General features: G+C 61.5%; 17 protein-coding genes, 5 pseudogenes and 1 other annotated feature. Of the genes and pseudogenes, 17 read left to right on the top strand and 5 right to left on the bottom strand.

The window, feature by feature from the left end:
• Position 1 precedes the first annotated feature (1 nt).
• The 11 genes and pseudogenes from sctE to WS78_RS38565 all read left to right on the top strand — a co-directional run.
• The gene (gene sctE, locus WS78_RS34985; RefSeq protein ID WP_059577644.1) at positions 2-1,876 is read left to right on the top strand and encodes a type III secretion system translocon subunit SctE; all 1,875 of its coding nucleotides are present in this window, start codon (positions 2-4) and stop codon (positions 1,874-1,876) included.
• Positions 1,877-1,932: 56 nt separating this feature from the next.
• Complete coding sequence (locus WS78_RS34980; protein ID WP_059577647.1) at positions 1,933-3,120, top strand: IpaC/SipC family type III secretion system effector; 1,188 nt, start codon at positions 1,933-1,935, stop codon at positions 3,118-3,120.
• A 135-nt stretch (positions 3,121-3,255) separates the two neighbouring features.
• Complete coding sequence (locus WS78_RS34975; protein ID WP_059577751.1) at positions 3,256-3,549, top strand: H-NS histone family protein; 294 nt, start codon at positions 3,256-3,258, stop codon at positions 3,547-3,549.
• A gap of 68 nt (positions 3,550-3,617) precedes the next feature.
• Entirely contained in the window at positions 3,618-4,556 is a 939-nt protein-coding gene (locus tag WS78_RS34970; protein ID WP_059577649.1) for an IpaD/SipD/SspD family type III secretion system needle tip protein, read from the top strand.
• Between the two features lie 157 nt (positions 4,557-4,713).
• Positions 4,714-5,468: pseudogene (locus WS78_RS34965) on the top strand (IS5 family transposase).
• A gap of 350 nt (positions 5,469-5,818) precedes the next feature.
• On the top strand, positions 5,819-9,472 hold the full coding sequence (locus WS78_RS36870) for a hypothetical protein (RefSeq protein WP_157131175.1): 3,654 nt from the start codon (positions 5,819-5,821) through the stop codon (positions 9,470-9,472).
• On the top strand, positions 9,469-9,750 hold the full coding sequence (locus WS78_RS34960) for a phosphopantetheine-binding protein (RefSeq protein ID WP_059577654.1): 282 nt from the start codon (positions 9,469-9,471) through the stop codon (positions 9,748-9,750). Before WS78_RS36870 ends, WS78_RS34960 begins: the two co-directional genes overlap by 4 nt.
• Before the next feature lie 98 nt (positions 9,751-9,848).
• Positions 9,849-11,144, top strand: coding sequence for an IS701 family transposase (locus WS78_RS34955; protein ID WP_059577754.1), 1,296 nt, complete (start codon positions 9,849-9,851; stop codon positions 11,142-11,144).
• A gap of 119 nt (positions 11,145-11,263) precedes the next feature.
• Positions 11,264-12,919: an inositol phosphate phosphatase SopB gene (locus WS78_RS34950; protein WP_156437541.1), complete on the top strand. Its 1,656-nt coding sequence runs from the start codon at positions 11,264-11,266 to the stop codon at positions 12,917-12,919.
• Between the two features lie 13 nt (positions 12,920-12,932).
• A complete protein-coding gene (locus WS78_RS34945; RefSeq protein WP_059577659.1) occupies positions 12,933-13,280 on the top strand; it encodes a CesT family type III secretion system chaperone in 348 nt (115 codons plus the stop codon).
• Positions 13,281-13,352: 72 nt separating this feature from the next.
• Positions 13,353-13,612 (top strand): annotated as a pseudogene (locus WS78_RS38565) (IS701 family transposase); the annotation flags it as partial.
• A 456-nt stretch (positions 13,613-14,068) separates the two neighbouring features.
• Here the strand turns inward: WS78_RS38565 and WS78_RS34935 are convergent.
• The 3 genes from WS78_RS34935 to WS78_RS34925 form a co-directional block, all read right to left on the bottom strand.
• On the bottom strand, positions 14,069-14,542 hold the full coding sequence (locus WS78_RS34935) for an RES family NAD+ phosphorylase (RefSeq protein ID WP_059577662.1): 474 nt from the start codon (positions 14,540-14,542) through the stop codon (positions 14,069-14,071).
• Positions 14,539-14,967: an antitoxin Xre/MbcA/ParS toxin-binding domain-containing protein gene (locus tag WS78_RS34930; protein ID WP_059577666.1), complete on the bottom strand. Its 429-nt coding sequence runs from the start codon at positions 14,965-14,967 to the stop codon at positions 14,539-14,541. The genes WS78_RS34935 and WS78_RS34930 overlap by 4 nt, the downstream gene beginning before the upstream one ends.
• A gap of 483 nt (positions 14,968-15,450) precedes the next feature.
• Positions 15,451-16,875: an aminotransferase-like domain-containing protein gene (locus WS78_RS34925; protein WP_059577670.1), complete on the bottom strand. Its 1,425-nt coding sequence runs from the start codon at positions 16,873-16,875 to the stop codon at positions 15,451-15,453.
• 370 nt (positions 16,876-17,245) lie between these two features.
• Between WS78_RS34925 and WS78_RS34920 the strand changes: the two genes are divergently transcribed.
• The 6 genes and pseudogenes from WS78_RS34920 to WS78_RS34895 all read left to right on the top strand — a co-directional run.
• The gene (locus tag WS78_RS34920; protein ID WP_082717326.1) at positions 17,246-18,673 is read left to right on the top strand and encodes an amino acid permease; all 1,428 of its coding nucleotides are present in this window, start codon (positions 17,246-17,248) and stop codon (positions 18,671-18,673) included.
• Positions 18,673-19,905 carry an NAD(P)/FAD-dependent oxidoreductase gene (locus WS78_RS34915; protein WP_059577673.1) on the top strand — a complete coding sequence of 411 codons (1,233 nt, stop codon included), beginning with the start codon at positions 18,673-18,675 and terminating at the stop codon, positions 19,903-19,905. The genes WS78_RS34920 and WS78_RS34915 overlap by 1 nt, the downstream gene beginning before the upstream one ends.
• Before the next feature lie 35 nt (positions 19,906-19,940).
• Positions 19,941-21,089, top strand: a complete 1,149-nt coding sequence (locus tag WS78_RS34910; protein WP_059577677.1) for a branched-chain amino acid ABC transporter substrate-binding protein — start codon at positions 19,941-19,943, stop codon at positions 21,087-21,089.
• A gap of 33 nt (positions 21,090-21,122) precedes the next feature.
• The gene (locus tag WS78_RS34905) at positions 21,123-22,502 is read left to right on the top strand and encodes an ethanolamine ammonia-lyase subunit EutB (protein ID WP_059577683.1); all 1,380 of its coding nucleotides are present in this window, start codon (positions 21,123-21,125) and stop codon (positions 22,500-22,502) included.
• Positions 22,499-22,717: pseudogene (locus tag WS78_RS34900) on the top strand (ethanolamine ammonia-lyase light chain EutC); the annotation flags it as partial. The gene WS78_RS34905 and the pseudogene WS78_RS34900, both read left to right, overlap by 4 nt.
• A gap of 105 nt (positions 22,718-22,822) precedes the next feature.
• A pseudogene (locus tag WS78_RS34895) lies at positions 22,823-23,017 on the top strand (IS110 family transposase); the annotation flags it as partial.
• Positions 22,987-23,109: a sequence feature (AL1L pseudoknot), on the bottom strand. Its footprint overlaps the pseudogene before it by 31 nt.
• Here the strand turns inward: WS78_RS34895 and WS78_RS34890 are convergent.
• Positions 23,008-23,386: pseudogene (locus WS78_RS34890) on the bottom strand (transposase); the annotation flags it as partial. It overlaps the preceding feature by 102 nt. The pseudogenes WS78_RS34895 and WS78_RS34890 overlap by 10 nt on opposite strands.
• A complete protein-coding gene (locus tag WS78_RS36865) occupies positions 23,358-23,660 on the bottom strand; it encodes a hypothetical protein (protein WP_157131174.1) in 303 nt (100 codons plus the stop codon). The pseudogene WS78_RS34890 and the gene WS78_RS36865, both read right to left, overlap by 29 nt.
• Positions 23,661-23,944 lie beyond the last annotated feature (284 nt).

The raw sequence follows: 23,944 nt of genomic DNA, 5'->3' as shown, positions 1-23,944 counted from the left end.
TATGTCATCGGGAGTGCTGGGCGGCTCAACCGCCAATGCGAACGCATACCAAAATCATCCGCTGCGCGACGCAGCGAGCACGCTGGGCATGCTGTCGCCGCAGGTTTGCGTTGATGTCATGTCGGTCGCACAACGTAAGTTTCTTGAGCAAATGCTGCATCGTGCGTCCGAGCAGTGCGATGCACCGCAGACTGCTAACGGCGCGCGGCTCGACGACGTGCCCGAGCTGCGCACGCCCGTTGCGAATGATGCATCGTCATCTGATGCGGCAGATGTTCGCACATCCGGTGATGACGTCAACGGCGGGGTGAGTGGCTCGGCAAAGCTTACCAAATTGCTCGGGGACTTGATGAGCATCATCAGCGCGAATAGCTTGCAGGACCTGAAGCAGCGCTCCGACATTTGGAACAAGATGTCGAAGGCCGCGCAGGATAGCCTGAGCCAAGTTTCCGATGCGTTCCGGCAAGCGACGGACGATGCGAAGGCTGCGACCGATGCTGCCGAACAGGCTGCTGCTGCCGCCAAGCAGGCCGCCGCGGACGCGAAAGCGGCGGACGAGGCGGTCGACGCCGCACAGAAGCGGTATGACGATGCGGTGGAGCAGGGCCTTCCTGCTGACCAGCTACAACTGCTAAACAAGGCGCTAGAACAGGCGAAGCAGAAGGCGGACGAGCTACACGGAAAAGCGGACGCGCTGCAGGCGGACGCGACGAAAAAACTTGACACGGCGACTGAACTCGCGACGCGCGCATGCGAATACGAGGAAAAGGTCGACGAAGCAGTGAATCGGGCGATGAAGCAGTACGGTACGAGTGCTCAGCTGCGTGGGGCGATATCGCAGAAACTGAGTGGCGTGGCTGAGTTGACTGCCGTGCTCGGTAAGCTGCAGGAACTCATCTCGTCGGGCAACGTGAAGGAGCTTGAATCGAAGCACAAGCTCTTTATCGAGAAGCAGAAAATGCTCGAAGCCAAGCAGAAAAAGGAGTCCGAAGAGTTTCAGAAGCAGGAGAAAAAAGCCGAGGAAATGCAGAAGACGATGGGCTGCATCGGCAAGATCGTTGGCTGGGCGATCACCGCAGTGAGTTTCGCGGCTGCTGCGTTCACTGGCGGCGCGAGCCTCGCGCTCGCGGCTGTTGGCCTCGCGCTCGCGGTCGGCGACGAGATTAGCCAAGCGACGACCGGCGTGTCGTTCATGGACAAGCTGATGCAACCCGTGATGGACGCGATCCTGAAGCCGCTGATGAACATGATCTCGTCGCTGATCACGAAAGCGCTCGTTGCGTGTGGAGTTGATAAACAGAAAGCCGAGCTCGCGGGTGCGATCCTCGGTGCCATCGTGACGGGTGTGGCACTCGTTGCCGCGGCATTCGTCGGTGCATCGGTCGTGAAGGCCGTTGCGTCGAAGGTGATGGATGCGGTTGCAGGCCAGCTGGCGAAGGTGATGGATTCTGCGATCGGCAAGATGCTCTTGGAGCTGACCGAGAAGGTTTCGGAGAAATCGGGGCTCCAGGCGCTCAGCTCGCGCACCGCGACAGCAATGACGCGGATGCGCCGCGCGATCGGCGTCGAGGCGGAGGAAGACGGGATGCTTCTCGCGAGCCGCTTCGAGAAGGCGAGCACGGTGCTCGACGTCGGCAACCAAGTGTCGCAGGCGGCGGGCGGGATCGTCGTTGGCATCGAGCGGGCGAAGGCGATGGGCCTCCTTGCCGACATCAAGGAGGATATGTATGACATCAAGCTGATCAGTGATCTGCTGAGGAAAGCAGTCGATACGTTTGCTGAGCACAACCGCGTGCTAGTGCGATTGATGCAGGACGTGTCGGATGCGATCAACACAAATATGTTGGCCTGCAAGCAGAGCCTGCGTCCTGTGTGATGCCCGAGCAGTTTAATTAGTACGGGATCACGTTATTTTCAAAGGTAGAGGTGCGTATGTCATTCAGTGTGCAAAACAGCGGCATCAACAGCGCGGAGCTGTCCCGGGTCGCCAATACGGGCATTTCCGAAAGCGGCAACAAGGCGGTCGGCGATGACGAGAAGATGCTGGCTGAGGCGGATGCGGGGCTTGCGGCGGTTGTCGTTGGCCACCCGCAGCAGTATTGTGATGCAGGCATGTCCGTGCAGCGTATTGCGCTCGCAGAGCCGAAGTCTTCGGTCCAAGCACCTGGTGCCGATCGACTGACAGTCACCGGAATGGAGGGCGTGCAGGGTCGGTTGGGCGCGAGTCAGCATCCGACGGTGACGGGTGTGCATGACGCGCTTGTTGAGCAGCATGTGTCGCGCGCCGTCTCCGATGGATTGCGATCGCCGATCTTGAGCGTTGACGAAGCGTTCAACGCAGAACTGATTTTCGAGGACGCGATGCAAAAGGGCGCGGTGGAGGATGACAAGGAGATGGGCAAGGAAATGGAGCGCGCATCTCAAATGGCGAGGAACGCCGCCGAGGAGGATCGCAAAATCGGCTACACACAAATGACGGCCGCGATTGCGGGCGGCGCGCTACAAGCGGCAACTTCGCTTGGCGGCGCGGTCCAGCAGATGAAGGGGCTGAACACGAAATCGATGTCGATCGAAAACGAGATGAAGCCGCAGGCGGAACTCAAACAGTTCCATGCTGAGCAATCGCTTGAGCTACGGGGAGTCAACAAGCCGGTGCTGTCGAATGACGAGGTTTCGCACGTGACGGTCAAGCGCGACACTGGAGAAACCGCACATTATGAGATCGACGGCGGCGGTGATCGGCTGAGCAGCGAGCACGAGGCCGTGCTCGCAAAGGACGCTCCCGCCCGTCAGCAACGGATCGACATGCATGGTTTGCGTCACGAGCAGAATCTCATCGAAGCGAATCGCTACCAGATCAAGGGAAATCTCATCCAATCGGGCGGCCAGATTGGCAAGAATCAGATCGATGCGGTATCGGCGCAGCAGCAGAGTGAAGCTCGTGCGGAGCAGAAAACGGACGAGAGCACGCAGCAGATCTTGACGGCGGCATCGAACGCGCGTCATGAAGCCGCGCAACGCTGTCGCGAGGCTGCGCAGAAGGCGATCGACGCGGCGAAGAGCTTGGTCGCGAACAGCAATGCCGTCGCGGCGCAAGTGACTGGCAACCTGCGAACCTGACGGTTTGCTCAACTGCGAGCGGCGGGCGTCACCCCATCGCTCGCAGCCGTGCGGTTGGCGGGATTGGCAATGGTGTTTTTGTGAAAGCCGGCAGCAATGCTCATCCCTATGATCGGAATTCCGATGATTGATCAAATGGCGAATTACAAAGAACTGAAGGCTCGTGCCGACGCGCTTGCGGCGTCGGCCGAACAGGCTCGGCAGGCCGAATTGCAAGCCGTGATTGACGAAGTGCGTATGAAGGTGCGTGAATACGGTATTTCCGCACGTGAGGTGTTCGGATACCGGGGGAATTCGAACCAACGCAAACGTGCAGCGGTCAAGCCGAAATATCGAGATCCCGTGACGGGTGCGACCTGGACGGGGCGCGGTGTCGCACCGAGATGGATTCGCTGCCAGAACCGCGACGATTTTTTGATTGAGCTTTGATCGAGTGAAGACGGGGCCGCGTATTATGCGCGCCCTTGATTAATCCGACAGCAGGAAGGTGAAATACGATGAGTATCAGCGTGGATATGGGGCGCGTGATGGACGCACGAAATCGTCAGGCGCTTGCGCGGACCGGCGACGTAGCGGTCCGCGATGCGGGTGTACGGGATGTGACGGACGATGTGCGTACGACGGATGTCCATTGCCATGTGACGTTTAATCTGATTCGGAAATTCCGCGCGATGAGCGATGAGGCTTTAGCGATCAGGTATCCCAAATTGATCGCCGGAAAATTCATCGAAGGCAGTCGCGCTAATCTGGCGGTGTTCGACGATGCGCGCGTCGCGGTGCGTGCGTATGCGTGCGGGCTGCACAACCTGCTGGAACGTTCGGAGGCGGAGAATCCGGGTTGTGTGCGCAATGAGTATTCGGATATCCAGCCTGATCCGATTCTGCAGGGACTTATCGACGTGATCAATCAGGGCAAGATCGATGTCGACGCCGAGACGGACATCCTCGAAAAGTTGGTGACCTCCTTCAAGGAGGTCACCGACGCGATGAGCAAGATCCAGGATTACATCTCGGCAAAGAACGATAAGACCATGACCGTCAAGTGTAAGGAGATCCGCGCGCTGCTGCAGAAGGTCATCGATAATTTGCCGTCGTATCAACTGCCGCCAGGCGAGGATCTGGATCGCTGGCGCGAGGAACTCGGCGGTGCCTTCTCGATCAGTGATGACGGCGTGGTGACAATCAAGCCGGACGAGTTGATCAGCATGCGTGATTCGTTACCCGACAAGGACAGTGTGGACTGGGACACTGCACGTGAAAGCGCTTGGTATACCGGATTTCAGGCGGAAGAAAGCAACATTCAGAACGATGTCCAGACGTTCGCTGAAAAGAACCAGCATCAGATTTCGAGTTTCGACAATTTGAACAAGGTGCTGAGCGGCGCCATATCGGCTCTGATGGACGTCGCATCGAGCTTCCTTAAGAACGCAACTTAATCAGGGTGCTGCGCCGGGCTATGTCGACCTCGACAGATACCTCGAAAATCCTCTAAAGGAATGAGCGGCGCTGCGTTCTCATTCTGGCCACTCGCTAGCGTCTATTTACATTCGATGAAATGTGTTTACATCTTGTCTTTTGCACAAGCGGGCCAAGATGATTCGAAGGTCACTGAGCGACGAGGTATGGGCACAAATCGAATCGGTTTTGCCGGGCAAGGAAGGCGATCCAGGGCGAACGGCAGCCGACAATCGTTGGTTTGTCGAAGCCGTTCTCTGGATCGGCCGAACGGGCTGCCCGTGGCGCGATTTGCCGAAGCAGTTGGGCCGATGGCATACGGTGTACATGCGCATCGCGGTGGCGTCGCAAAGGAGTGTGGGAGCGCGTGGCGCACGCAGGGTCCGACGAAACGGAGATCAAACGCGTGCTGATCGACTCGACCATCGTGCGTGCGCACCAACATTCGGCCGGCGCTCGAAAAAAGCGGCCCGCAAGCTCTCGGCCGTTCGCGCGGCGGACTGACGACCAAGCTGCATCTGGCTGTCGATGAAGCCGGACGTCCTCTGCGAATGATCATTACCGAGGGGCCGGTCGCCGATATTTCGTGCGCGCACGAATTGGTCGAGCATCTGCGCACGGGCGCAGTGATGGCCGACAAAGCCTGCGACTCAGATGCCTTCGCGAACACTATCCGTGCTGCGCATGCCGAGGTTGTCATCCCGCCATGTTCGAATCGAAAGACCAAGCGTCGGTACAGCCGAGTGCTGTACCGAACTCGAAACGTCGTCGAACGTTTCTTCAATCGCATCAAACATTTTCGCGGCGTCTCTACTCGATATGACAAGCTCGCGGGCAACTATCTCGCCTTCGCCGCGCCTACCTGCGCCTTTGGGCCGCTGGTGAGAATCTGAACAGAACCTAGTGCAGCCTTCGCTGTCCCATGAACGAATCAATATGGAGAATCTTCGCAATGCCTCCGTCCGATGCTCAATTTCCACGCGTCCCACGAAATGTTAGCGTACGGTCGACGATCGTCGGCTCCGATGTTCGTTTCCCCCGATCCGGCGGTGATCTGGCGACTAGCGTGACGCGCGTGATGAGCACGCGCGGGCATTGCATGCCGAATGTGAGCCTTCGAGGCGACGAGGGCGGTCGAGCCTCGTCGCCGCGACTGCTGTCACAGCAGGTTAATGCCGTGTCCTCGCGCTGCAAGGGCGCACCCACAGGCGAATCACGCGCTATCAACGCACGTGGCGTTGAATTGTACGAGGAGATTTCACTCAAAAAGGCGCACGCGTACCTGAGCGAACTTGTCGGAAATCAAGGCAGCAAGATGACGACGCTCGTCGCGCAGCTGAACGGCCATGATCGTCGCGCACTAGATCATCTTGCACTGACAGTGCATTCACTGCACCTTGCGGTTGGCGACGACGCCTTCTCTGATAATTTCACCGAAATCGGCAAGGCGCTCGCGTCGTTTCTGAAGGCTGCCGCGCAGTCGGGGTCGATGTCGCAGGATCGATGTATCGAGGGTAACAAGAAGTACCGGGAACTATGCGAGTGCATCGCGACATTGGTGATGAAGGATGGGGTCACCGATGAGGTGTTCAAGGGCGCGCTCATGGGGAGCGACGATTGGGCGAAGAATAGCGTGTCCAATGCGCTCGGCGGGCAGATGGAAGGAGGCGTTCGCGACGGCATCGTGAATCGCCACGGTGGCGACAGGCAGCTTGGTATGGCGGACGTCGCTCAACGCTTCGCGCGCTATGCTGGGCACGTAACGAATCTTGTCTACATGGTCGGCACGACGCTCAAGCAAATCGGCCGCACCGACCAGTTGCTTAATAGCGTAACGCAGAAGCAGCCTGTGCCGGCGCCTGCGCCAGATGACTCGCGCGCACCGGGCGGTGATCCGGCGGCCTCGAATGGTGGTCCCGTGCCCGGCGCGATGCCGCAGCAGACCGCACCGATGGTTGTTAACAACATCGACGTTAATGTAGACGTTAGATCGAACGACGCGCAGCCTCGTTCTGGGACTCGATCGAGCGCGGAGGACGCGTCGACGGCGCAGTCGCCAGCGACATCGTCCGCCGAGGCATCGAAGGCGTCGTCGAATTCCGCGTCAGGTGACGCGAACGTTACGCGACAACGTGATCCTCGGAACGCGACGAGCCGGTCGTCGGACGAGTCGCGGGCTGAGCGCCCGATGCCGCGGCCGGCGCAGGATCGCGGAGAGGGAACGGAGGCGCCGACTGGCGCATGGTCGCGCGACGAGAACGGCAAGTGGCGAATGGCGCGCGAGAATCCGATTGCTCGAACGACGGAAGGGGCGATGCGGATCGATCCATTCAGCGGTGTTGGCGCAAATGCAGCGGGTGCGGGCATTCACGGTATGGCGACGCCAGGCGCAACGGCGCTCGGCGCCCGTGCGGTCCGATCGAACGACGCGCAGCCTCGTTCTGGGACTCGATCGAGCGCGGAGGACGCGTCGACGGCGCAGTCGCCAGCGACATCGTCCGCCGAGGCATCGAAGGCGTCGTCGAATTCCGCGTCAGGTGACGCGAACGTTACGCGACAACGTGATCCTCGGAACGCGACGAGCCGGTCGTCGGACGAGTCGCGGGCTGAGCGCCCGATGCCGCGGCCGGCGCAGGATCGCGGAGAGGGAACGGAGGCGCCGACTGGCGCATGGTCGCGCGACGAGAACGGCAAGTGGCGAATGGCGCGCGAGAATCCGATTGCTCGAACGACGGAAGGGGCGATGCGGATCGATCCATTCAGCGGTGTTGGCGCAAATGCAGCGGGTGCGGGCATTCACGGTATGGCGACGCCAGGCGCAACGGCGCTCGGCGCCCGTGCGGTCCGATCGAACGATGCGCAGCCTCGTTCTGGGACTCGATCGAGCGCGGAGGACGCGTCGACGGCGCAGTCGCCAGCGACATCGTCCGCCGAGGCATCGAAGGCGTCGTCGAATTCCGCGTCAGGTGACGCGAACGTTACGCGACAACGTGATCCTCGGAACGCGACGAGCCGGTCGTCGGACGAGTCGCGGGCTGAGCGCCCGATGCCGCGGCCGGCGCAGGATCGCGGAGAGGGAACGGAGGCGCCGACTGGCGCATGGTCGCGCGACGAGAACGGCAAGTGGCGAATGGCGCGCGAGAATCCGATTGCTCGAACGACGGAAGGGGCGATGCGGATCGATCCATTCAGCGGTGTTGGCGCAAATGCAGCGGGTGCGGGCATTCACGGTATGGCGACGCCAGGCGCAACGGCGCTCGGCGCCCGTGCGGTCCGATCGAACGACGCGCAGCCTCGTTCTGGGACTCGATCGAGCGCGGAGGACGCGTCGACGGCGCAGTCGCCAGCGACATCGTCCGCCGAGGCATCGAAGGCGTCGTCGAATTCCGCGTCAGGTGACGCGAACGTTACGCGACAACGTGATCCTCGGAACGCGACGAGCCGGTCGTCGGACGAGTCGCGGGCTGAGCGCCCGATGCCGCGGCCGGCGCAGGATCGCGGAGAGGGAACGGAGGCGCCGACTGGCGCATGGTCGCGCGACGAGAACGGCAAGTGGCGAATGGCGCGCGAGAATCCGATTGCTCGAACGACGGAAGGGGCGATGCGGATCGATCCATTCAGCGGTGTTGGCGCAAATGCAGCGGGTGCGGGCATTCACGGTATGGCGACGCCAGGCGCAACGGCGCTCGGCGCCCGTGCGGTCCGATCGAACGACGCGCAGCCTCGTTCTGGGACTCGATCGAGCGCGGAGGACGCGTCGACGGCGCAGTCGCCAGCGACATCGTCCGCCGAGGCATCGAAGGCGTCGTCGAATTCCGCGTCAGGTGACGCGAACGTTACGCGACAACGTGATCCTCGGAACGCGACGAGCCGGTCGTCGGACGAGTCGCGGGCTGAGCGCCCGATGCCGCGGCCGGCGCAGGATCGCGGAGAGGGAACGGAGGCGCCGACTGGCGCATGGTCGCGCGACGAGAACGGCAAGTGGCGAATGGCGCGCGAGAATCCGATTGCTCGAACGACGGAAGGGGCGATGCGGATCGATCCATTCAGCGGTGTTGGCGCAAATGCAGCGGGTGCGGGCATTCACGGTATGGCGACGCCAGGCGCAACGGCGCTCGGCGCCCGTGCGGTCCGATCGAACGACGCGCAGCCTCGTTCTGGGACTCGATCGAGCGCGGAGGACGCGTCGACGGCGCAGTCGCCAGCGACATCGTCCGCCGAGGCATCGAAGGCGTCGTCGAATTCCGCGTCAGGTGACGCGAACGTTACGCGACAACGTGATCCTCGGAACGCGACGAGCCGGTCGTCGGACGAGTCGCGGGCTGAGCGCCCGATGCCGCGGCCGGCGCAGGATCGCGGAGAGGGAACGGAGGCGCCGACTGGCGCATGGTCGCGCGACGAGAACGGCAAGTGGCGAATGGCGCGCGAGAATCCGATTGCTCGAACGACGGAAGGGGCGATGCGGATCGATCCATTCAGCGGTGTTGGCGCAAATGCAGCGGGTGCGGGCATTCACGGTATGGCGACGCCAGGCGCAACGGCGCTCGGCGCCCGTGCGGTCCGATCGAACGACGCGCAGCCTCGTTCTGGGACTCGATCGAGCGCGGAGGACGCGTCGACGGCGCAGTCGCCAGCGACATCGTCCGCCGAGGCATCGAAGGCGTCGTCGAATTCCGCGTCAGCCAGCGTTTCGAGACAGGGCACGCCTGTGCAGACCGGAGCATCGATGCAGGTGACCGACACGTTTAATCGCAGCGTTTCACCGCCGCGCCATATTGAATCGTCGACGAAGGATGCGGGGCCGCGATCAGCGAGGACGTTTCCGACCATCACGCCCGCCGACAGAGTCGTGACGACCGAAGGTCCAACGCGGGCCAGCGGGAGCGTGAAGCGATGAGCGTCGGTTCGCATCTGAATGAAACTATCGCGCTCTCAGTGGTGAAGACGATGTTATCCAGCATGCTCGGCGTGCCAAACGCGCAGATCGCGGCCGAGCATCGATTACTGGAGGATCTCTCGATGGATTCGCTCGAGTTGATCGAGCTCGCGATGGAACTCGAGGAGCGCTGGAACATTCGTCTTGATCGAGCGCGATTGAATGACCTGGCGACGGTCGGCAACGTTGCTGAGTTGCTCAGTGAGGTGGTCGTACTGACAGGTAGTCGGGGGCGATAGAGAAGAGTATGCGGTTCATCAGCGACGTCTCTCTAATCTTACTGTGTCAATAAATTCATGCCATTATTGGAACTTCTTCATCCATGGCGTGAGGAATGATGGACTGGGAGACGTCATTCGAGGCGTATCTGGAACATTTGTGCGGGGCGCTTGGACATAACGACCGCGAATCAGGTTTGAGGGGCTATTGCCAAGGGCTAATGCTGCCAATTCGACGCAAGAGCGTCGAGCCGCTGGCCGCACATCTGGAGCCGGAGCACGTGAGCGCGCGGCACCAGTCGCTGCATCATTTTGTGGCGACGTCGGAATGGTCCGATACAGCGCTGCTCGAGCAGGTGCGGCGCTGGGTGCTTCCGCACATGGACCCAGCGGGCGGGTTGTACTGGATTATCGACGACACGGGTTTTCCCAAGAAGGGCAAGCATTCGGCCGGCGTAGCGCGGCAATACTGCGGCCAGCTGGGCAAGCAGGATAACTGCCAGGTTGCGGTGAGTCTATCGGTGGCGACGGAAGCCGCGAGCTTGCCGGTGTCGTATCGACTGTATCTGCCGCGTGAATGGAGTGACGACCCCGCGCGACGACAGAAAGCCGGCGTGCCTGAGCAAATCGAGTTTGTAACCAAACCCGAGATTGCGGCCGGGCAGTTGCGCGAAGCTCGGCAAAGTGGCGCGCCCGACGGTGTCGTTTTGGCCGATGCTGGCTATGGAGACGACACCTCGTTTCGCGAGGCCGTCAGCGAGCTCAGACTGCAGTATGCGGTGGGCATTCGCTCGAACACACGCGTATGGGCGCCGGGTACGGGTCCTCTGCCGCCCGAACCCTCCGCAGGGAAGTCGGGCCGGCCGCGCAGCTTATTACGGCGCGCGCCGGGGCATGAGCCGATCGGAGTCAAAGATCTGGCCTTGACGCTTGATGCCTCGCACTATCGCACGGTGATATGGCGTGAAGGTACGTGTGCCGCGCTCAGTTCGCGCTTTGCCGCTGTGCGTGTGCGTGCTTCGCACCGCGATTACTGGCGATCCACACTGCGCGATGAGGAATGGCTGCTGATCGAATGGTCCGAAGGTGATGCGGAGCCGCTCAAATATTGGCTTTCGACTTTGCTCCCAGACACGACGCTCGAACGCATGGTTCATGTCGCCAAGATGCGCTGGCGTATCGAGCGAGACTATCGGGATCTCAAGCAGGAATTCGGCCTGGGACACTTCGAAGGACGTGGCTGGCGTGGATTCCATCACCATGCATCGTTGTGCATTGCTGCCTACGGGTTTCTTGTCGCTCAACGCCTCATTCAAGGCGACAGTAAAAAAAACTCCGTGATCCGCGACCCATTTGCCTTACCCTCGGATTACGTGCCACGCGGGTCCCCAGCGCGCGCAGCGCCACGTGGCTGATTCCATCACCACGCTGCGCTGGCGTATCGCTGCCTACATCGCGCGCCGGCTTCAGCGATGTCCGTTTTGTTCAGCTTCCAATGCTGATTTATTGACACAGTAAGATTAGCAGAGCATAGATGAATATTCGAAACCTTTTCCCCTTGCGGCGCAATACGGTGACCAACCGACATCTGGGCAACGCCTCGGATAACCGTCCGACTCCACGCAAGATCGAACGACCGGAAATCAGCTATCCAAAAATGCTCGCGCATGACATGCAGCCCCGGCAATCGCGGCTTTCGGATGGTCGCTCGCTCCATGCGCTTTTTGCGCTGCAATGTCATAAGCTGGATGCCGCCCGCGTGGCACTCGACAAACTTGGATACGGCAACACACCCGATGCGCAGCTGCTAAAGAATATGTCCGCGCAGCTGAGCGCCAGCCGATTCAAAGAAGACCGGCCGGTCCTGCCCAATGACACGGCTTCAATGAAGCGGTTGAACGACGAGTTGGTTCAGATCGTCTCGCGCCACCTGCGCAATATGTGTACAACGCCGAGCACCGCCCTCCCGGAAGCTAGAAAGCTGCTACGTCAGGCCGATACCGAGTTGCTCAATCAGCAGGAGTGGAAAACCATCACCACCACGGTGACATATGACGGTCGCAAATACGGTTGTGAGCTGACGCCGGCTTCACAAATGAAGCTCGGCGCACAGGACATTTTCGAACGCTCGTACAACGACCAGGGAGTATGCAGCGCGTCCACGACGGAAGCGCAGCATGCAACCAACCTATGGCAGTCGGAACTGACTGCCTTGCAAGAAGACGGCTCGAGCAAGCTGCTCTTCAGAGGAATTCGCCACGGCGTGCTATCGCCTTTCGGTCTGGACGATCCCGAGTTGCGCGAGCAAGGAGCGATTCGACGCGCGAAAGAGGTTGTTACCGCCGCCCTTTTTTCTCGGCCAGACGAGTTGCGCAACGCGCTGGCTGGCGAAACCGTCACGCTAAGGCTCGCGTCCTGCTCGCTTCTCACGCCGTTCGGCCAAGAAAAGACGATGCTGCGTGACCAGGCGTCGGCCTGGAAGGCGCTAAGCGGGTGCATTCAACCGATTGCGTTGAGCATTCGCGATCAGAACGGTCAATTGTGTAACATAAAAGTGCGTCTAGATGTAGCCGCGTTCAATTTCGCCGTCAACGAACCTGCGTTAAAGCTTGGGCTCGGTCATCGTGAATCGGACCGAATGAACGAACAGGCTTTGCACACCTTGATCGGGCCCGACTTGAATCCCTCGGCGCCACTCGGAGGCTGGGTCGGCCAGTATCTGATCGGAAGGCCGAAAAATGCGGAATGCATCAGGACGATGGTTACGCAATTGAAGGAAATTTGGGCGCAGCACGCGCACCGCAAAGACGGTGGAGAGCCGTACAAGGCCGCCCAGCGAGTAGCAATGCTCGCGTATGAGATCGGGGCGGTTCCTTGTTGGAACTGCAAGAGCGGCAAAGACCGAACCGGGATGCTGGACGCCGAAATCAAGCGAGAGGCTATCACGCAGCACGAGGGACACCCACCGAGCCGCCCGATGGCCGGGCTGACCGAGCCCATGCAGCGCTTGTTCCGCGCCGTGCTCCTCGACGGCGGCAACCTGGCGGTGCAGGAGAAAAACACAGGCGCATCCGGTAACAAGGTCCTCAAGACGCTGCCGTTCAGGCAGCTGCTCAACCTGTCCTACGCGAAGCGTGTCGGCGATGCCGGCGTGCATCAGCAGGCACGAGGATTATCGTCGCTCGTTTAACAGTGGAAAAGACATGTATAGCTTGTTATCGCCGTTGTATGAAATCATGGGATTGGAATGGGACGACGAAGATCTGGTACTGTTCTTTGACGAGAATCTGGCCGTCCACTTTGACGAATCGCCCACCGGGTTAGAAATGGTCTGCCCGCTGGGCGCGCTGCCGGAAGATCCGGAAACGTTGAAAAGATTGTTGCAATACAACTATGCCGGCAGCGTGATACTGGCGGCAGACGCCGACGAAGCCTTGCTGCTGGCGCTATCGCGCGTATCTGGCGAGCGCAGTGGCGAAGAACTGCACGATGCGTTGAAAGATCTGGTCGGCATCGCGAATCGCTTGAAAAGCGAACTTCGACTCGATTAGGGAAGCGCTGATCAATTTGGCTCGGCAGTCATCGCTGACGCAGCCGAGGGTGTTGTAGAAGATAGTTCACGTACGGCGGAAGAACGTCGTTTCGAGCATTACCTACTGGTACGGCGCAGCCTTGACGAGAAGCGCGAACACGCCTATTACGTCGAGTATGCGCTACGCAGGGCGGCTTCACGACAAACGCTCATCAACGTTGCGGCCCGCCGGCGGGAAATCAAGATCAGCTTCGAGGTGGCCAAGGGCGAATGCGGCCTGGACCACAGTATGGGGTTCGCCGATGGCAGGAAGGAGTTTTCCTTCATGCGAATGGCAGCCATGCCAGCCATCCAGAAAGCCAGCCGCCGCCGAGTGGAACAGCCGGAGCCAATAGCTTCGCTTTCCGCTTGTCGCCGCGGCGCAAGCAAGAAAAGGTGCGGAGCTTCATACGCGTGCCTCATCGCTTTCGGTATTTTAGAGAATGTTATGCACTTTCAAAAATAGGGAACGGCATGAGTCAGCATCAAAGAGAAGAGAGCGCATGCACGCGATCGCAGCAGCGACTGCGGCTGCCTTCGGCTGTGCATCCGAAGTCGCGCTCGAGCGGCAGTATCCAGCGGCGATCAACGATCTCGTGCAGACCGTGATCGCCGTCGACGCGATGTGCCCATCCGGAGCCGGATCGAGGTGGACGGAGCCGAGTTGCTAAGCAAACTACACCTATCCTGCAAGCGGCCTTCGGCTGGGAAAGATGTCCGCAGCGCCCTCGACTATTCATACCCACGAAAACCTCAAGCGTCCACGCATTACGAGGTGCCGCCGGGTGGGGCGACAAAGAGCCGCTCGTCCCACACAACCGACTGTGGATCCGATACTACGATCCGCATGGCGTCCGGATGCGCGGGATTAACCAGCACATTGAACTCGGCGCGTGCGACGACCGAGGGAACGATCAAGATGGCAGTACGGCTTTCAGCCAGCCACGCATCGCCGAACCGCCGTGCGGAATGTTGTGCGGGTGCGTCCCATCCTTCCGGTAGTGTCGCCGCGGTATGGCGTTCGATGACCACTTCGTCGGGTACCGTCGCCTCGACCCATCCATGCGTCTTGGGTACCTTCCCAATGCGCGCATGCACCAGCACCTCGAGCATGGCGCCAGCGAAACTCAACGCCGCATAGATGACAGGGCGTCCGGGACTATTGAATCGGCCGCCAACCAACATCGCACCGGTGCCGCTCCAGATCGAGTGACGTGTATCGGCGATGCGGAACAGCTTCATGCCGGCAGCCCGTAGAACAACTTCCAGAGCAATTCCTCGACGCGACGCGCGCCGAGTTCGGTGAGCGCAACATCGAGCGGCGTACGCCCCTCGAGTTCCGGATGCGGTGTCGCCAGAAACTCCCGCGCATCATCTTCGTCACTCCAGACGTATGATGTGGTTGCGACGATCCGTGCAAGCCGCTCTGTCTTCTCCGATTCGTCTTGAGTGAGCCGGTCACGACGCCGCTTATAGGTGGCCTCGGGGATGATGCGCGCCAGCAACGTGCGTCGAGCATCTGCCCCTTGCGTAGCGTGCTCGACGCCCGCACGCAATGCAGATTTCGGTAGTCCGCTGCGCACGAGCGCTTCAAGTTCCGCGAGCGTATGCGGTACGGGCCGAAGCTCCATAACGTCAGCCACGGCTTCCGGAGTAACAAGCAACATAGCGCCCCCAAAGGTATCACTTGATACCTGATTATAAAACATTTGATACCAATTTCAAGTGATTGCGACAGACGCCCGAACGATGTCGCGCGATTGGATGCTGGCCTCCTACGGCAGCCGTCCGGTTGCATCGTCGATGAACACGGGGTGGCTTCAGAATTCGGAAAAAATCGTACGCTAAGGCTAAGCCGGGTCAGCGCTTATAGCACGTCGCTCTGTGGGTGGATGAGGTCTGTCCCATCGCCGGTCCGCGTCAGGCCGCGGCTGACCGACGAAACGGCCGAGACTCGATCGCACCCGCAGGACGCGCTGCGGTATACCGAGACCGGCAACGGACCCGTATGCGCCGTTGACAAGCGCACATCATGAGCGGCAGCTATCGATCGCTCGTCGGCCTCCCAATGGTGCAACCGCGGAATCCAGATCGCCGGCCAATCCATATCTTCGTGAGCGCGTCACGAGCAACGTATTCAGCACTTGCCACTAGATCGTGCCGAACAGCGCCCGCGGCCGGTCGCGAAGCGTGTGCGCGAGAATCTGCAGCGCGTGCGTCAACTGCTCGCGCGATGCCGCGCAGGCGAGGTTGATCCGCACGCCGTGCTCGACGGTCGAGCGGTCCACCGCAAACGCCGACGCCGGCATCGCATTGACGCCGCGCGCAAGCGCATTCGCCGCGTAATCGTCCGAACGCCAGGGCGGCGGCACGCGCAGCCAGACGAACATGCACGCCGGATCGCTGTGCAGCAACTCGGCCGGCAGCAATTCGCGCGCGATTTCCTGGCGGGCCTGCAGTTCGGTACGCTGCGCCTCGAGGATCGTGTGCGCGGTGCCGTCCTCGATCCAGCGCGTGACGATCAGCGTCGAGAGCGGCGCGGGCATCCACGCCGTCGTGCGCACGGCCTCAGCGGCCAACGCGGCGCCATGCGGCGGCGTATGCAGGTAGCCGATGCGCAGCCCGGGCGCGAGGATCTTCGACGTCGAAGCGACATGGAAGGTCAGCTCGGGGCACAGGCTCGCGATTGTCGGCAGACGCGTGCGCAAGAGCGGACCGTACACGTCATCTTCGATGATCGCGATGTGATGGCGCCGCGCGATATCGACGAGCGCCACGCGGCGCGCGAGGCTCATCGTCACGACAGTCGGATTCTGCAGATTCGGCACGACGAAGATCGCCTTCACGCGCATGCGCTTGCACGCGTCTTCGAGACGGTCCGGCAGCAGCCCTTCGCCGTCGCTCGGAATCCCGACGATCTCGAACTGGAACACGGGCGCAAGCGCCTTGAGCCCGTAGTAGGTCAACTGATCCGAGAGGATCACGCCCTCATGGCCCATCAAGCTGCTCAGCACCGCGTAAAGGCCGTGCTGCGCGCCGCTCGTCACGACCACGTTATCAGCCAGCGGTGCGAAACCCGGCGCGGCGATCCACTGCGCGCCAGCCGCGCGCGCCCAATCGGGCCCCTGCGGCGGCTGGTATTCCTGCGTCTCGGGATAGCGCGGATCGCGCGCGAGATTTGCCATCGTGCGCGCCAGCTGCGTGAGGAATTCGCCGGTCGCGGGGCGATTGACGGTCAGGTCGATTACCGCGTTCACGTCGGCGGCAGCGCTCGGGCTGTTTTCCGCTCGTGCGTGCACCGACGGCATCGCGCCCCCGGTGACGATCGATCCGCGCCGCTTGCTCGCGACGATCAGCCCGCGCGCCTGCAGCTCCTTGTACGCGCGCGACACCGTCGACACGTTTAGGCCAAGCTCCAGCGCGAGGTCGCGTTGCGGCGGCAGGCGGCTGCCCGGCGGGTAGAGCCCGCTGCGCACTTTCTCTTCGAGATTGCGCGACACCTCCAGGTAGGTGGCTTGGCGTCCCTTTGTCTGGAGATTTTCTTCACCATTTGTGTGATTTATTTCGGTATTCATTCAGGTAGAAACTCCATACAAAACTATCGTTCGCCCGCACAAATCTCGCCACGCAGTGCACGGCATACGTCCATGGAACAGATACTAAACCCTTTATCGGGTCGTGAATCAAGGACTCACCCGCCATCCGGCGACAAAGAGCGCTGCGGCATCGGGGAAAACACCTAAGTCCACACAAAGGCAAATCAATTGCGCACAAAAAATCTTTGTGTGAGTATAAGCCCATCGTTTGTACGGCGCCAGCTCAGCGGTGCGATCCCGAACTGTAGTACAGGAGGAGACGCTTGTGGCAGATCGACAGCCCACCACCACCCCAGAGACGCCCGACACGGCCCATCTCGGCACGGCGCTCAGAAAACGCCACGTGACGATGATTTCGCTCGGCGGGATCATCGGCGCCGGCCTCTTTGTCGGCAGCAGCGCCACGATCAGCGCGATGGGACCTGCCGCGTGCCTGTCGTATCTGCTCGCCGGCGTCGTTGTGCTGTTCGTGATGCGCATGCTCGGCGAAATGGCGATCGCCACGCCCGGCATCGGCTCGTTCACCGAATACACGCGCATCGGCCTCGGCAACTGGGCCGGCTTCACCAACGGCTGGCTCTACTGGTACTTCTGGGTGATCGTCGTCGCCGTCGAGGCGGTGGCGGGCGCCGGCATCCTGCAGCGCTGGATACCGGCCCCGGTCTGGGCGATCGGCCTCGTGCTGCTCTCCGTGATCACCGCCATCAATCTGCTGTCGGTGAAGTCGTACGGCGAGTTCGAGTACTGGTTCGCGTCGATCAAGGTCGCGGCGATCATCGTGTTCATCGTCGTCGGCGCGAGCTATCTGTTCGGCTTCTCGTCGTGGCATCAGACGGCGCAGCATCTCGCCAGCGACCGCGGCTTCTTGCCGTTCGGCATGATGTCGATCTTCGCGAGCGTGCCGACCGTGATCTTCGCGGTCGGCGGTGCCGAAATCGCGACGATCGCCGCCGCCGAATCGGACGACCCGAGCAAGAACGTCGCCGCGATGACGCGCTCGGTGATCCTGCGTGTGATCACGTTCTATGTCGGCTCGATGTTCGTGATCGCCTGCATCGTGCCGTGGGCGTCGATCAAGGTCGGCTACTCGCCGTTCGTCGCCGCGCTGGAGACGATGCACATCCCCTGCGCCGCCGACATGATGAACGCGATCGTGCTGGTGGCCGTGCTGTCGGCGCTGAATTCGGGGCTCTACGTGTCGTCGCGCATCATGTTCCGGCTTGCCGAACGCGGCGACGCACCGCATGCGGTCCTCAAGCTATCGCCGAACAAAGTACCGAGCCTCGCGGTGCTGCTCTCGAGCGTGGTCGGCTATGTCGCGATCGTCGCGGCGATCGTCTCGCCGCAGGGCGTGTTCCTATATCTCGTCAACGCGTCCGGCGCGATCATGCTCTTCGTGTATCTCGCGATCGCGGTCTCGCAGATCGTCATCCGGCGGCGCATCGAGGCGAGCGCGCCCGAGCGCCTGACGCTCAAGATGTGGCTGTTTCCGTGGCTCTCCTATGCCGTGGTCGCGGCGATTGCCGGCGTGCTGATCGCGATGGGCTTCGACCATTCGCTCGCGAGCCAGTTGATGGCGAGCCTTGGCAGCGTCGCGGTCGTGTCGGTCGCTTTCGTTCTCACGCGCAAACAGCGCGAACGTGCCGCCGGGGCAATAGGCCACGAGCCTATCGCCTCCAGCGGTGCCACACCGCATGCCCATCGGCGCAATACCTCGTCGCGCCGCGACGCACGCCGCCGCGCGTTCCCGGCCCCTGCCGCAGACTGGAAAAAATAATGGCCGACGTCGCTGTCCTTGGTGCGGGATTCATCGGGTTGTCGAGCGCGTACTGGCTGATGCGCGACGGCCACCGGGTGACGCTCTACGACGCGCTCGGCCCCGGTGAAGCCACGTCGTACGGCAACGCGGGCACGTTCGCGAACTACGCGTGCATCCCCGTCAACAACCCGGACGTGTTCCGCAACCTGCCGCGATTCCTGTTCTCGGCGACGAGCCCGCTCAGGATTCGCTGGGGCTACGTGCCGCACCTCGCACCGTGGCTCGCACGTTTTCTGCTGAACGCGACTCCCAAGCGTTACGAGCACAGCGCGAAAGCGCTGGCGAGCCTGCTGAGGTGCGCGTTCGAGGGGTATCGGGAGATGCTTTCGATCGATGGATTGTCGAGCTTCGTGCGCGAACGCGAATGCCTGTACCTGTACTCGAACGCAGACTCGTTCCAGTCGGCGCAACCGTCACTCGCCTTACGCCGTTCGCTCGGCGTGCGATTCGAAAACTTCGAGCGCGACGGCATTCGCGAACTCGAACCGAACCTCGCGCCGATCTTCGCGCACGGCACGATGTTCAACGACAGCTGGTTCCTGAGCGACCCGCGCGGCTTCTTGCAGGTGCTGTATGAATCGATGGTGCGCCAAGGGCTGCAGCACGAGCGCACCGCGGTCCGCTCGCTCGAGCCGCAGAAGAGCGGCGTACGCATCGTCGACGAAGCCGGCCGCGTGCACGGCGCCGAGCACGCGATCGTCTGCACGGGCGCGCTGTCGGGCCGCTTCGCACGCCAATGCGGCGACCGTGTGCCGCTCGATACCGAGCGCGGCTATCACGTGCGCTTTCCCGGCACGTCGTCGCTGATCTCCCGCCCGTGCGGCTGGGCCGAGCGCGGCTTCTACATGGTGCCGATGGACGGCGGCATCCGCGCGGCGGGCACCGTCGAGCTCGGCGGATTTGGACCACAGAAGAACCCGGAGCTGCTGAACCTGATTACGACTTCCGCGCAGGAAGCGTTGCCGGGCCTGCATCAACCGGACAGCAATTGGCTCGGCTTCAGGCCGAGCTTGCCCGACGGCTTGCCGGTCGTCGGAGCGTCGAGCGCCTCGCCGCGCGTTGTCTACGCGTTCGGGCATCAGCACTTGGGCGTCACGCTGGGCGGCGTGACAGGCAGCATCGTCGCCGACCTGATCGCCGGCCGCATGCCTCCCATCGATCTCGAGCCTTATAGCCCGCGTCGCTTTTAACCACCGCAACTGTCTGCACAAACGAGGACGGAATCATGAAACGCCGAAACGTGGTAGTCGCACTAGCACTTGCACTCCTATGCGCGCATGCGCCGTCATATGGTGCGGAACCAGAGATCGTGAAGATCGGATTCGCCGGTCCGTTGACGGGGCCCGTCGCCCGCGTCGGCAAGGATCTGCAAAACGGCGCGCAGCTCGCGCTCGACGAGGAAAATGCGAAGAACCCGACGATCGGCGGCAAGCCGGTCAAGTTCGTGCTCGATGTGCAGGATGATCAGGCTGACCCGCGCGTCGCGGTCCAGATCGCGCAGAAGATGATCGATGACGGCGTGGTCGGTGTCATCGGCCACTACAACTCGGGCTGCAGCATTCCGGCGTCGGCCGTCTACCATAAAGCAAATATCGCAATGATCACGCCGGGCTCGACCAATCCGGTGCTGACTCACCAGGGGTTCACCAACGTATTCCGCACGATGGGCCACGACGGCATCGGCGGCGTGATCGCGGGCCAGTTCGCGGTCCAGCAGTTGAAGGCGAAGCGCATCGGCATTATCGATGACCGCACCGCATTCGGCCAAGGTCTCGCCGACGCCTTTGAAAAAGGCGCCAAAGAAGCGAACGGCAATGTCGTCGACCGCGAGTTCACGAACGACAAGGCGGTTGATTTCCGTGCGATCTTGACCACGCTGAAGCAGAAGAATGTCGACATGATCTTTTTTGGCGGGCTCGACGAACAAGGGGCGATGCTCGTCAAGCAGATGCGCTCGCTCGGCATGCCGGCGCGCTTGTTCGGCGCCGGAGCGTTGAAGAGCAATGCATTTCTGCAGATCGCCGGCACGGCGGGCGAAGGCACGCGGGATCTGGAGCCGGGCCCGGCGCTCGACAAGCTCCCTGCCGCACAGGAATTCGCGAAGCGCTACAAGGCGCACTTCAACGAGGACGTCGAGCTGTATGCGCCGTTCGCTTATGACGCGGCGCTAGCAATGCTCAAGGCGATCCATGACGCCGATTCGCTCGATCGCGCGAAGATCGTCGCGGCCTTCCCGAAGGTGACCTTCACGGGCGTGACAGGCAAGATTGCGTTCGATCCGCAAGGCGATCTGATCAAGCCGCCTTACACCCTGTTCGAAGTCCAGCAGGGGCAATGGAAGAGCCAAAGGACCGTCGGCGGCAACGGCGTCTAGAGCTTTCCGATATCCGCCGGCGAGATCGCAGAAATGAACTTTCGTGAAACCATCGGCGCGCGCACCTATCGTTTTGATGGCCTCGCCGCGCTGCTTGCCAAAGCGAGCCCGCGCCGCTCCGGGGACGAGCTTGCCGGTTTCGCCGCCGCGTCGGAAGAGGAGCGCGTGGCGGCGAAACTGGCGCTTGCGCAGATGCCTCTCGCCGCCTTCCTGAACGAAGCGCTGATCTCTTATGAAAGCGACGAGGTCACGCGCCTCATCATCGATGCGCATTCGGCGGAGGCCTTCGCGGAGATCTCGCATCTCACGGTTGGTGACTTTCGCGACTGGCTGCTGGCCGATACCACCGATACGGCGGCGCTCGTGCGCATCAGCGCGGGGCTCACGCCCGAGATGGTCGCAGCGGTATCGAAGCTAATGCGCAACCAGGATCTGATTCTCGTCGCGCGCAAACGGCCCGTGATCACGCGCTTCAGGAACACGGTGGGATTGTCGGGCCATCTTTCGGTGCGCCTGCAGCCGAACCACCCGACTGACGACGTAAAGGGCATCGCGGCTTCGATGATTGATGGTCTGATGTATGGCTGCGGCGACGCCATGATCGGCATTAACCCGGCGTCTGACTCTCTCGCGGCGATCGCCGCGCTGTTGACGATGATGGACGAGTTCCGCCGCGCCTATGACGTCCCCACCCAGACCTGTGTGCTCACGCATGTGACGAACACCCTCGCCGCAATCGAGAAGGGCGCGCCCGTCGACCTGATCTTCCAGTCGATCGCGGGCACGGAGAAGGCGAACGCGAGCTTCGGCGTATCGCTGTCGCTGCTCGCCGAAGCGTACGACGCGGGGCTGTCGCTCAAGCGCGGTACGGTCGGCCAAAACCTGATGTACTTCGAGACCGGCCAGGGCAGCGCGCTGTCCGCGAACGCGCATCATGGCGTTGACCAGCAGACCTGCGAAGTGCGAGCGTACGCGGTCGCGCGGCACTTCAATCCGTTTCTCACGAATACGGTGGTCGGCTTCATCGGTCCCGAGTATCTGTATGACGGGAAACAGATCATCCGCGCCGGCCTGGAAGATCACTTCTGCGGCAAGCTGCTCGGGGTGCCGATGGGCTGCGACATTTGCTATACGAACCACGCGGAGGCCGACCAAGACGACGTGGACACCCTGCTCACGCTGCTCGGCGCCGCCAATATCAACTTCATTATGGGCGTGCCTGGCGCCGACGACATCATGCTCAATTACCAGAGCACGTCTTTTCACGACGCGCTCTATATCCGGCGCCTGCTCGATCTAAAGCGCGCGCCGGAGTTCGAGGACTGGCTCAGTGCAATGCAAATCACGGACAAACGCGGGCAGATTCAAGGGCAGTCGCGCAACCCGTTGCTGATCGACTGGATCGAATCATGACGGACGACGCCCTGGACGATAGCGGCGCACGGTCGATCGCCGCCAACCCGTGGAGCGCGTTGCGCCGATTCACCGATGCGCGGATTGCGCTCGGACGCGCGGGCGCCAGCATGCCTACCGCCCCTCTGCTTGCGTTCAACCTGTCTCACGCGCAAGCTCGGGACGCCGTTCACACGCCGCTCGATACTGCGGCGTTCAGGCGCGAACTCGAAAGCGAGCTAATGTCAAATGTAATGGAATGGACGCCCCCACCCGAAGCGGCATCAATGTGCCAAAGTGGAAGTGTCAAAGCAACCACCTGACCGAGGGGAGCGCCCATCATGAAGATTACGACGATTGGCATCGATCTGGCGAAGAATATTTTTGCCGTCCATGGTGTAAATGAGCATGGCCGAACCGTGCTGAAGAAAGTGCTCAAGCGAAATCACGTTGCGGAGTTCTTCGCCAACCTCCCCGCCTGTGTAATCGGGATGGAGGCGTGCGCCAGCGCGCACTACTGGGCTCGCAAACTGCAGATCGGCTCGACCCCGAAGGTGTCGCGATGCTGATCGATAAAGGCCTTCAGGACTTCAGGCGGCGGTCGAGCTCCGCCTGGGCGAAAAATGCGCTCGCTAGCTTCAGAATCTCATTGGCACGGCGCAGTTCCTTGTTCTCACGCTCCAGTGCCTTGAGGCGTTCACGTTCCGACGTGGTGACCCCCTCACGCTCGCCGCAATCGACTTCTTCTCGTTTGACCCACCCCAACAATGTCTGGCTCGTGCAGCCGATCTTGGGGGCGATGGATTCAATCGCCGCCCACTGTGACGGATACTCGTCGCGATGCTCGCGCACCTGCGGACTGCACGTTCTCGGACTTCAGCAGAAAACTTGTTCGACTTGTTCATGGCTCCATTCTCTCAAGAGTTGGAGCCTCCACCAAATCCGGTGCGGTTCAACCGTCGAGACGCTACTGCTTGGCACCTGTTTCGGAATGCTGTCGAAGACGCTTGCGATTTCGGCGTCTTCCGGCATGGGTTGCGCCGGATCGAGCCAGCCTCGCGACTGGGCTTCCTGCCGTACGGCTGCAAGCTTGGCTCGGCCCATCAGGCGTCGCCGCGCAATGTCGCGGTCGGAATCACCGCGTCGCATGCGCACAAGGATGTGACGATACTCAAACAATTCGAACCTCCTGTTGCCCATAGGCGCTCAGCTCAAAAGAACGGAGCGTACCGACTTGGAACGTTCGAACTGCGCTTGTGCCCGCTACCGCTGGCGCTCCCTGGGTGGCTCCTTTACGTCGCCCATGAGGTGGCTCGATTACGCCGCCCCCAGATCGGCTCTAAAACGCCGCCCGCGGACATGCCTGGCTGGATTCCGATAATATCGACGCGAGGCTCACTGCCTGATTGGTCACAAAATTCGCCTCAGATCACTGTTTACATCCGTCGGAAAATGTCTCATTC

The organism is Burkholderia savannae, from assembly GCF_001524445.2.
Taxonomy (GTDB): domain Bacteria; phylum Pseudomonadota; class Gammaproteobacteria; order Burkholderiales; family Burkholderiaceae; genus Burkholderia; species Burkholderia savannae.
The sequence above is the reverse complement of the archived record's forward strand: the minus strand, read 5'-3'. Positions and strand labels throughout refer to the sequence as shown.

Bases quoted from the DNA above. Each gene is read 5' to 3' on its own strand.
- sctE (WP_059577644.1), top strand. From the start codon at position 2: ATGTCATCGGGAGTGCTGGGCGGCTCAACCGCCAATGCGAACGCATAC.
- WS78_RS34980 (WP_059577647.1), top strand. From the start codon at position 1,933: ATGTCATTCAGTGTGCAAAACAGCGGCATCAACAGCGCGGAGCTGTCC.
- WS78_RS34975 (WP_059577751.1), top strand. From the start codon at position 3,256: ATGGCGAATTACAAAGAACTGAAGGCTCGTGCCGACGCGCTTGCGGCG.
- WS78_RS34970 (WP_059577649.1), top strand. From the start codon at position 3,618: ATGAGTATCAGCGTGGATATGGGGCGCGTGATGGACGCACGAAATCGT.
- WS78_RS34960 (WP_059577654.1), top strand. From the start codon at position 9,469: ATGAGCGTCGGTTCGCATCTGAATGAAACTATCGCGCTCTCAGTGGTG.
- WS78_RS34955 (WP_059577754.1), top strand. From the start codon at position 9,849: ATGGACTGGGAGACGTCATTCGAGGCGTATCTGGAACATTTGTGCGGG.
- WS78_RS34950 (WP_156437541.1), top strand. From the start codon at position 11,264: ATGAATATTCGAAACCTTTTCCCCTTGCGGCGCAATACGGTGACCAAC.
- WS78_RS34945 (WP_059577659.1), top strand. From the start codon at position 12,933: ATGTATAGCTTGTTATCGCCGTTGTATGAAATCATGGGATTGGAATGG.
- WS78_RS34935 (WP_059577662.1), bottom strand. From the start codon at position 14,542: ATGAAGCTGTTCCGCATCGCCGATACACGTCACTCGATCTGGAGCGGC.
- WS78_RS34930 (WP_059577666.1), bottom strand. From the start codon at position 14,967: ATGTTGCTTGTTACTCCGGAAGCCGTGGCTGACGTTATGGAGCTTCGG.
- WS78_RS34925 (WP_059577670.1), bottom strand. From the start codon at position 16,875: ATGAATACCGAAATAAATCACACAAATGGTGAAGAAAATCTCCAGACA.
- WS78_RS34920 (WP_082717326.1), top strand. From the start codon at position 17,246: ATGATTTCGCTCGGCGGGATCATCGGCGCCGGCCTCTTTGTCGGCAGC.
- WS78_RS34915 (WP_059577673.1), top strand. From the start codon at position 18,673: ATGGCCGACGTCGCTGTCCTTGGTGCGGGATTCATCGGGTTGTCGAGC.
- WS78_RS34910 (WP_059577677.1), top strand. From the start codon at position 19,941: ATGAAACGCCGAAACGTGGTAGTCGCACTAGCACTTGCACTCCTATGC.
- WS78_RS34905 (WP_059577683.1), top strand. From the start codon at position 21,123: ATGAACTTTCGTGAAACCATCGGCGCGCGCACCTATCGTTTTGATGGC.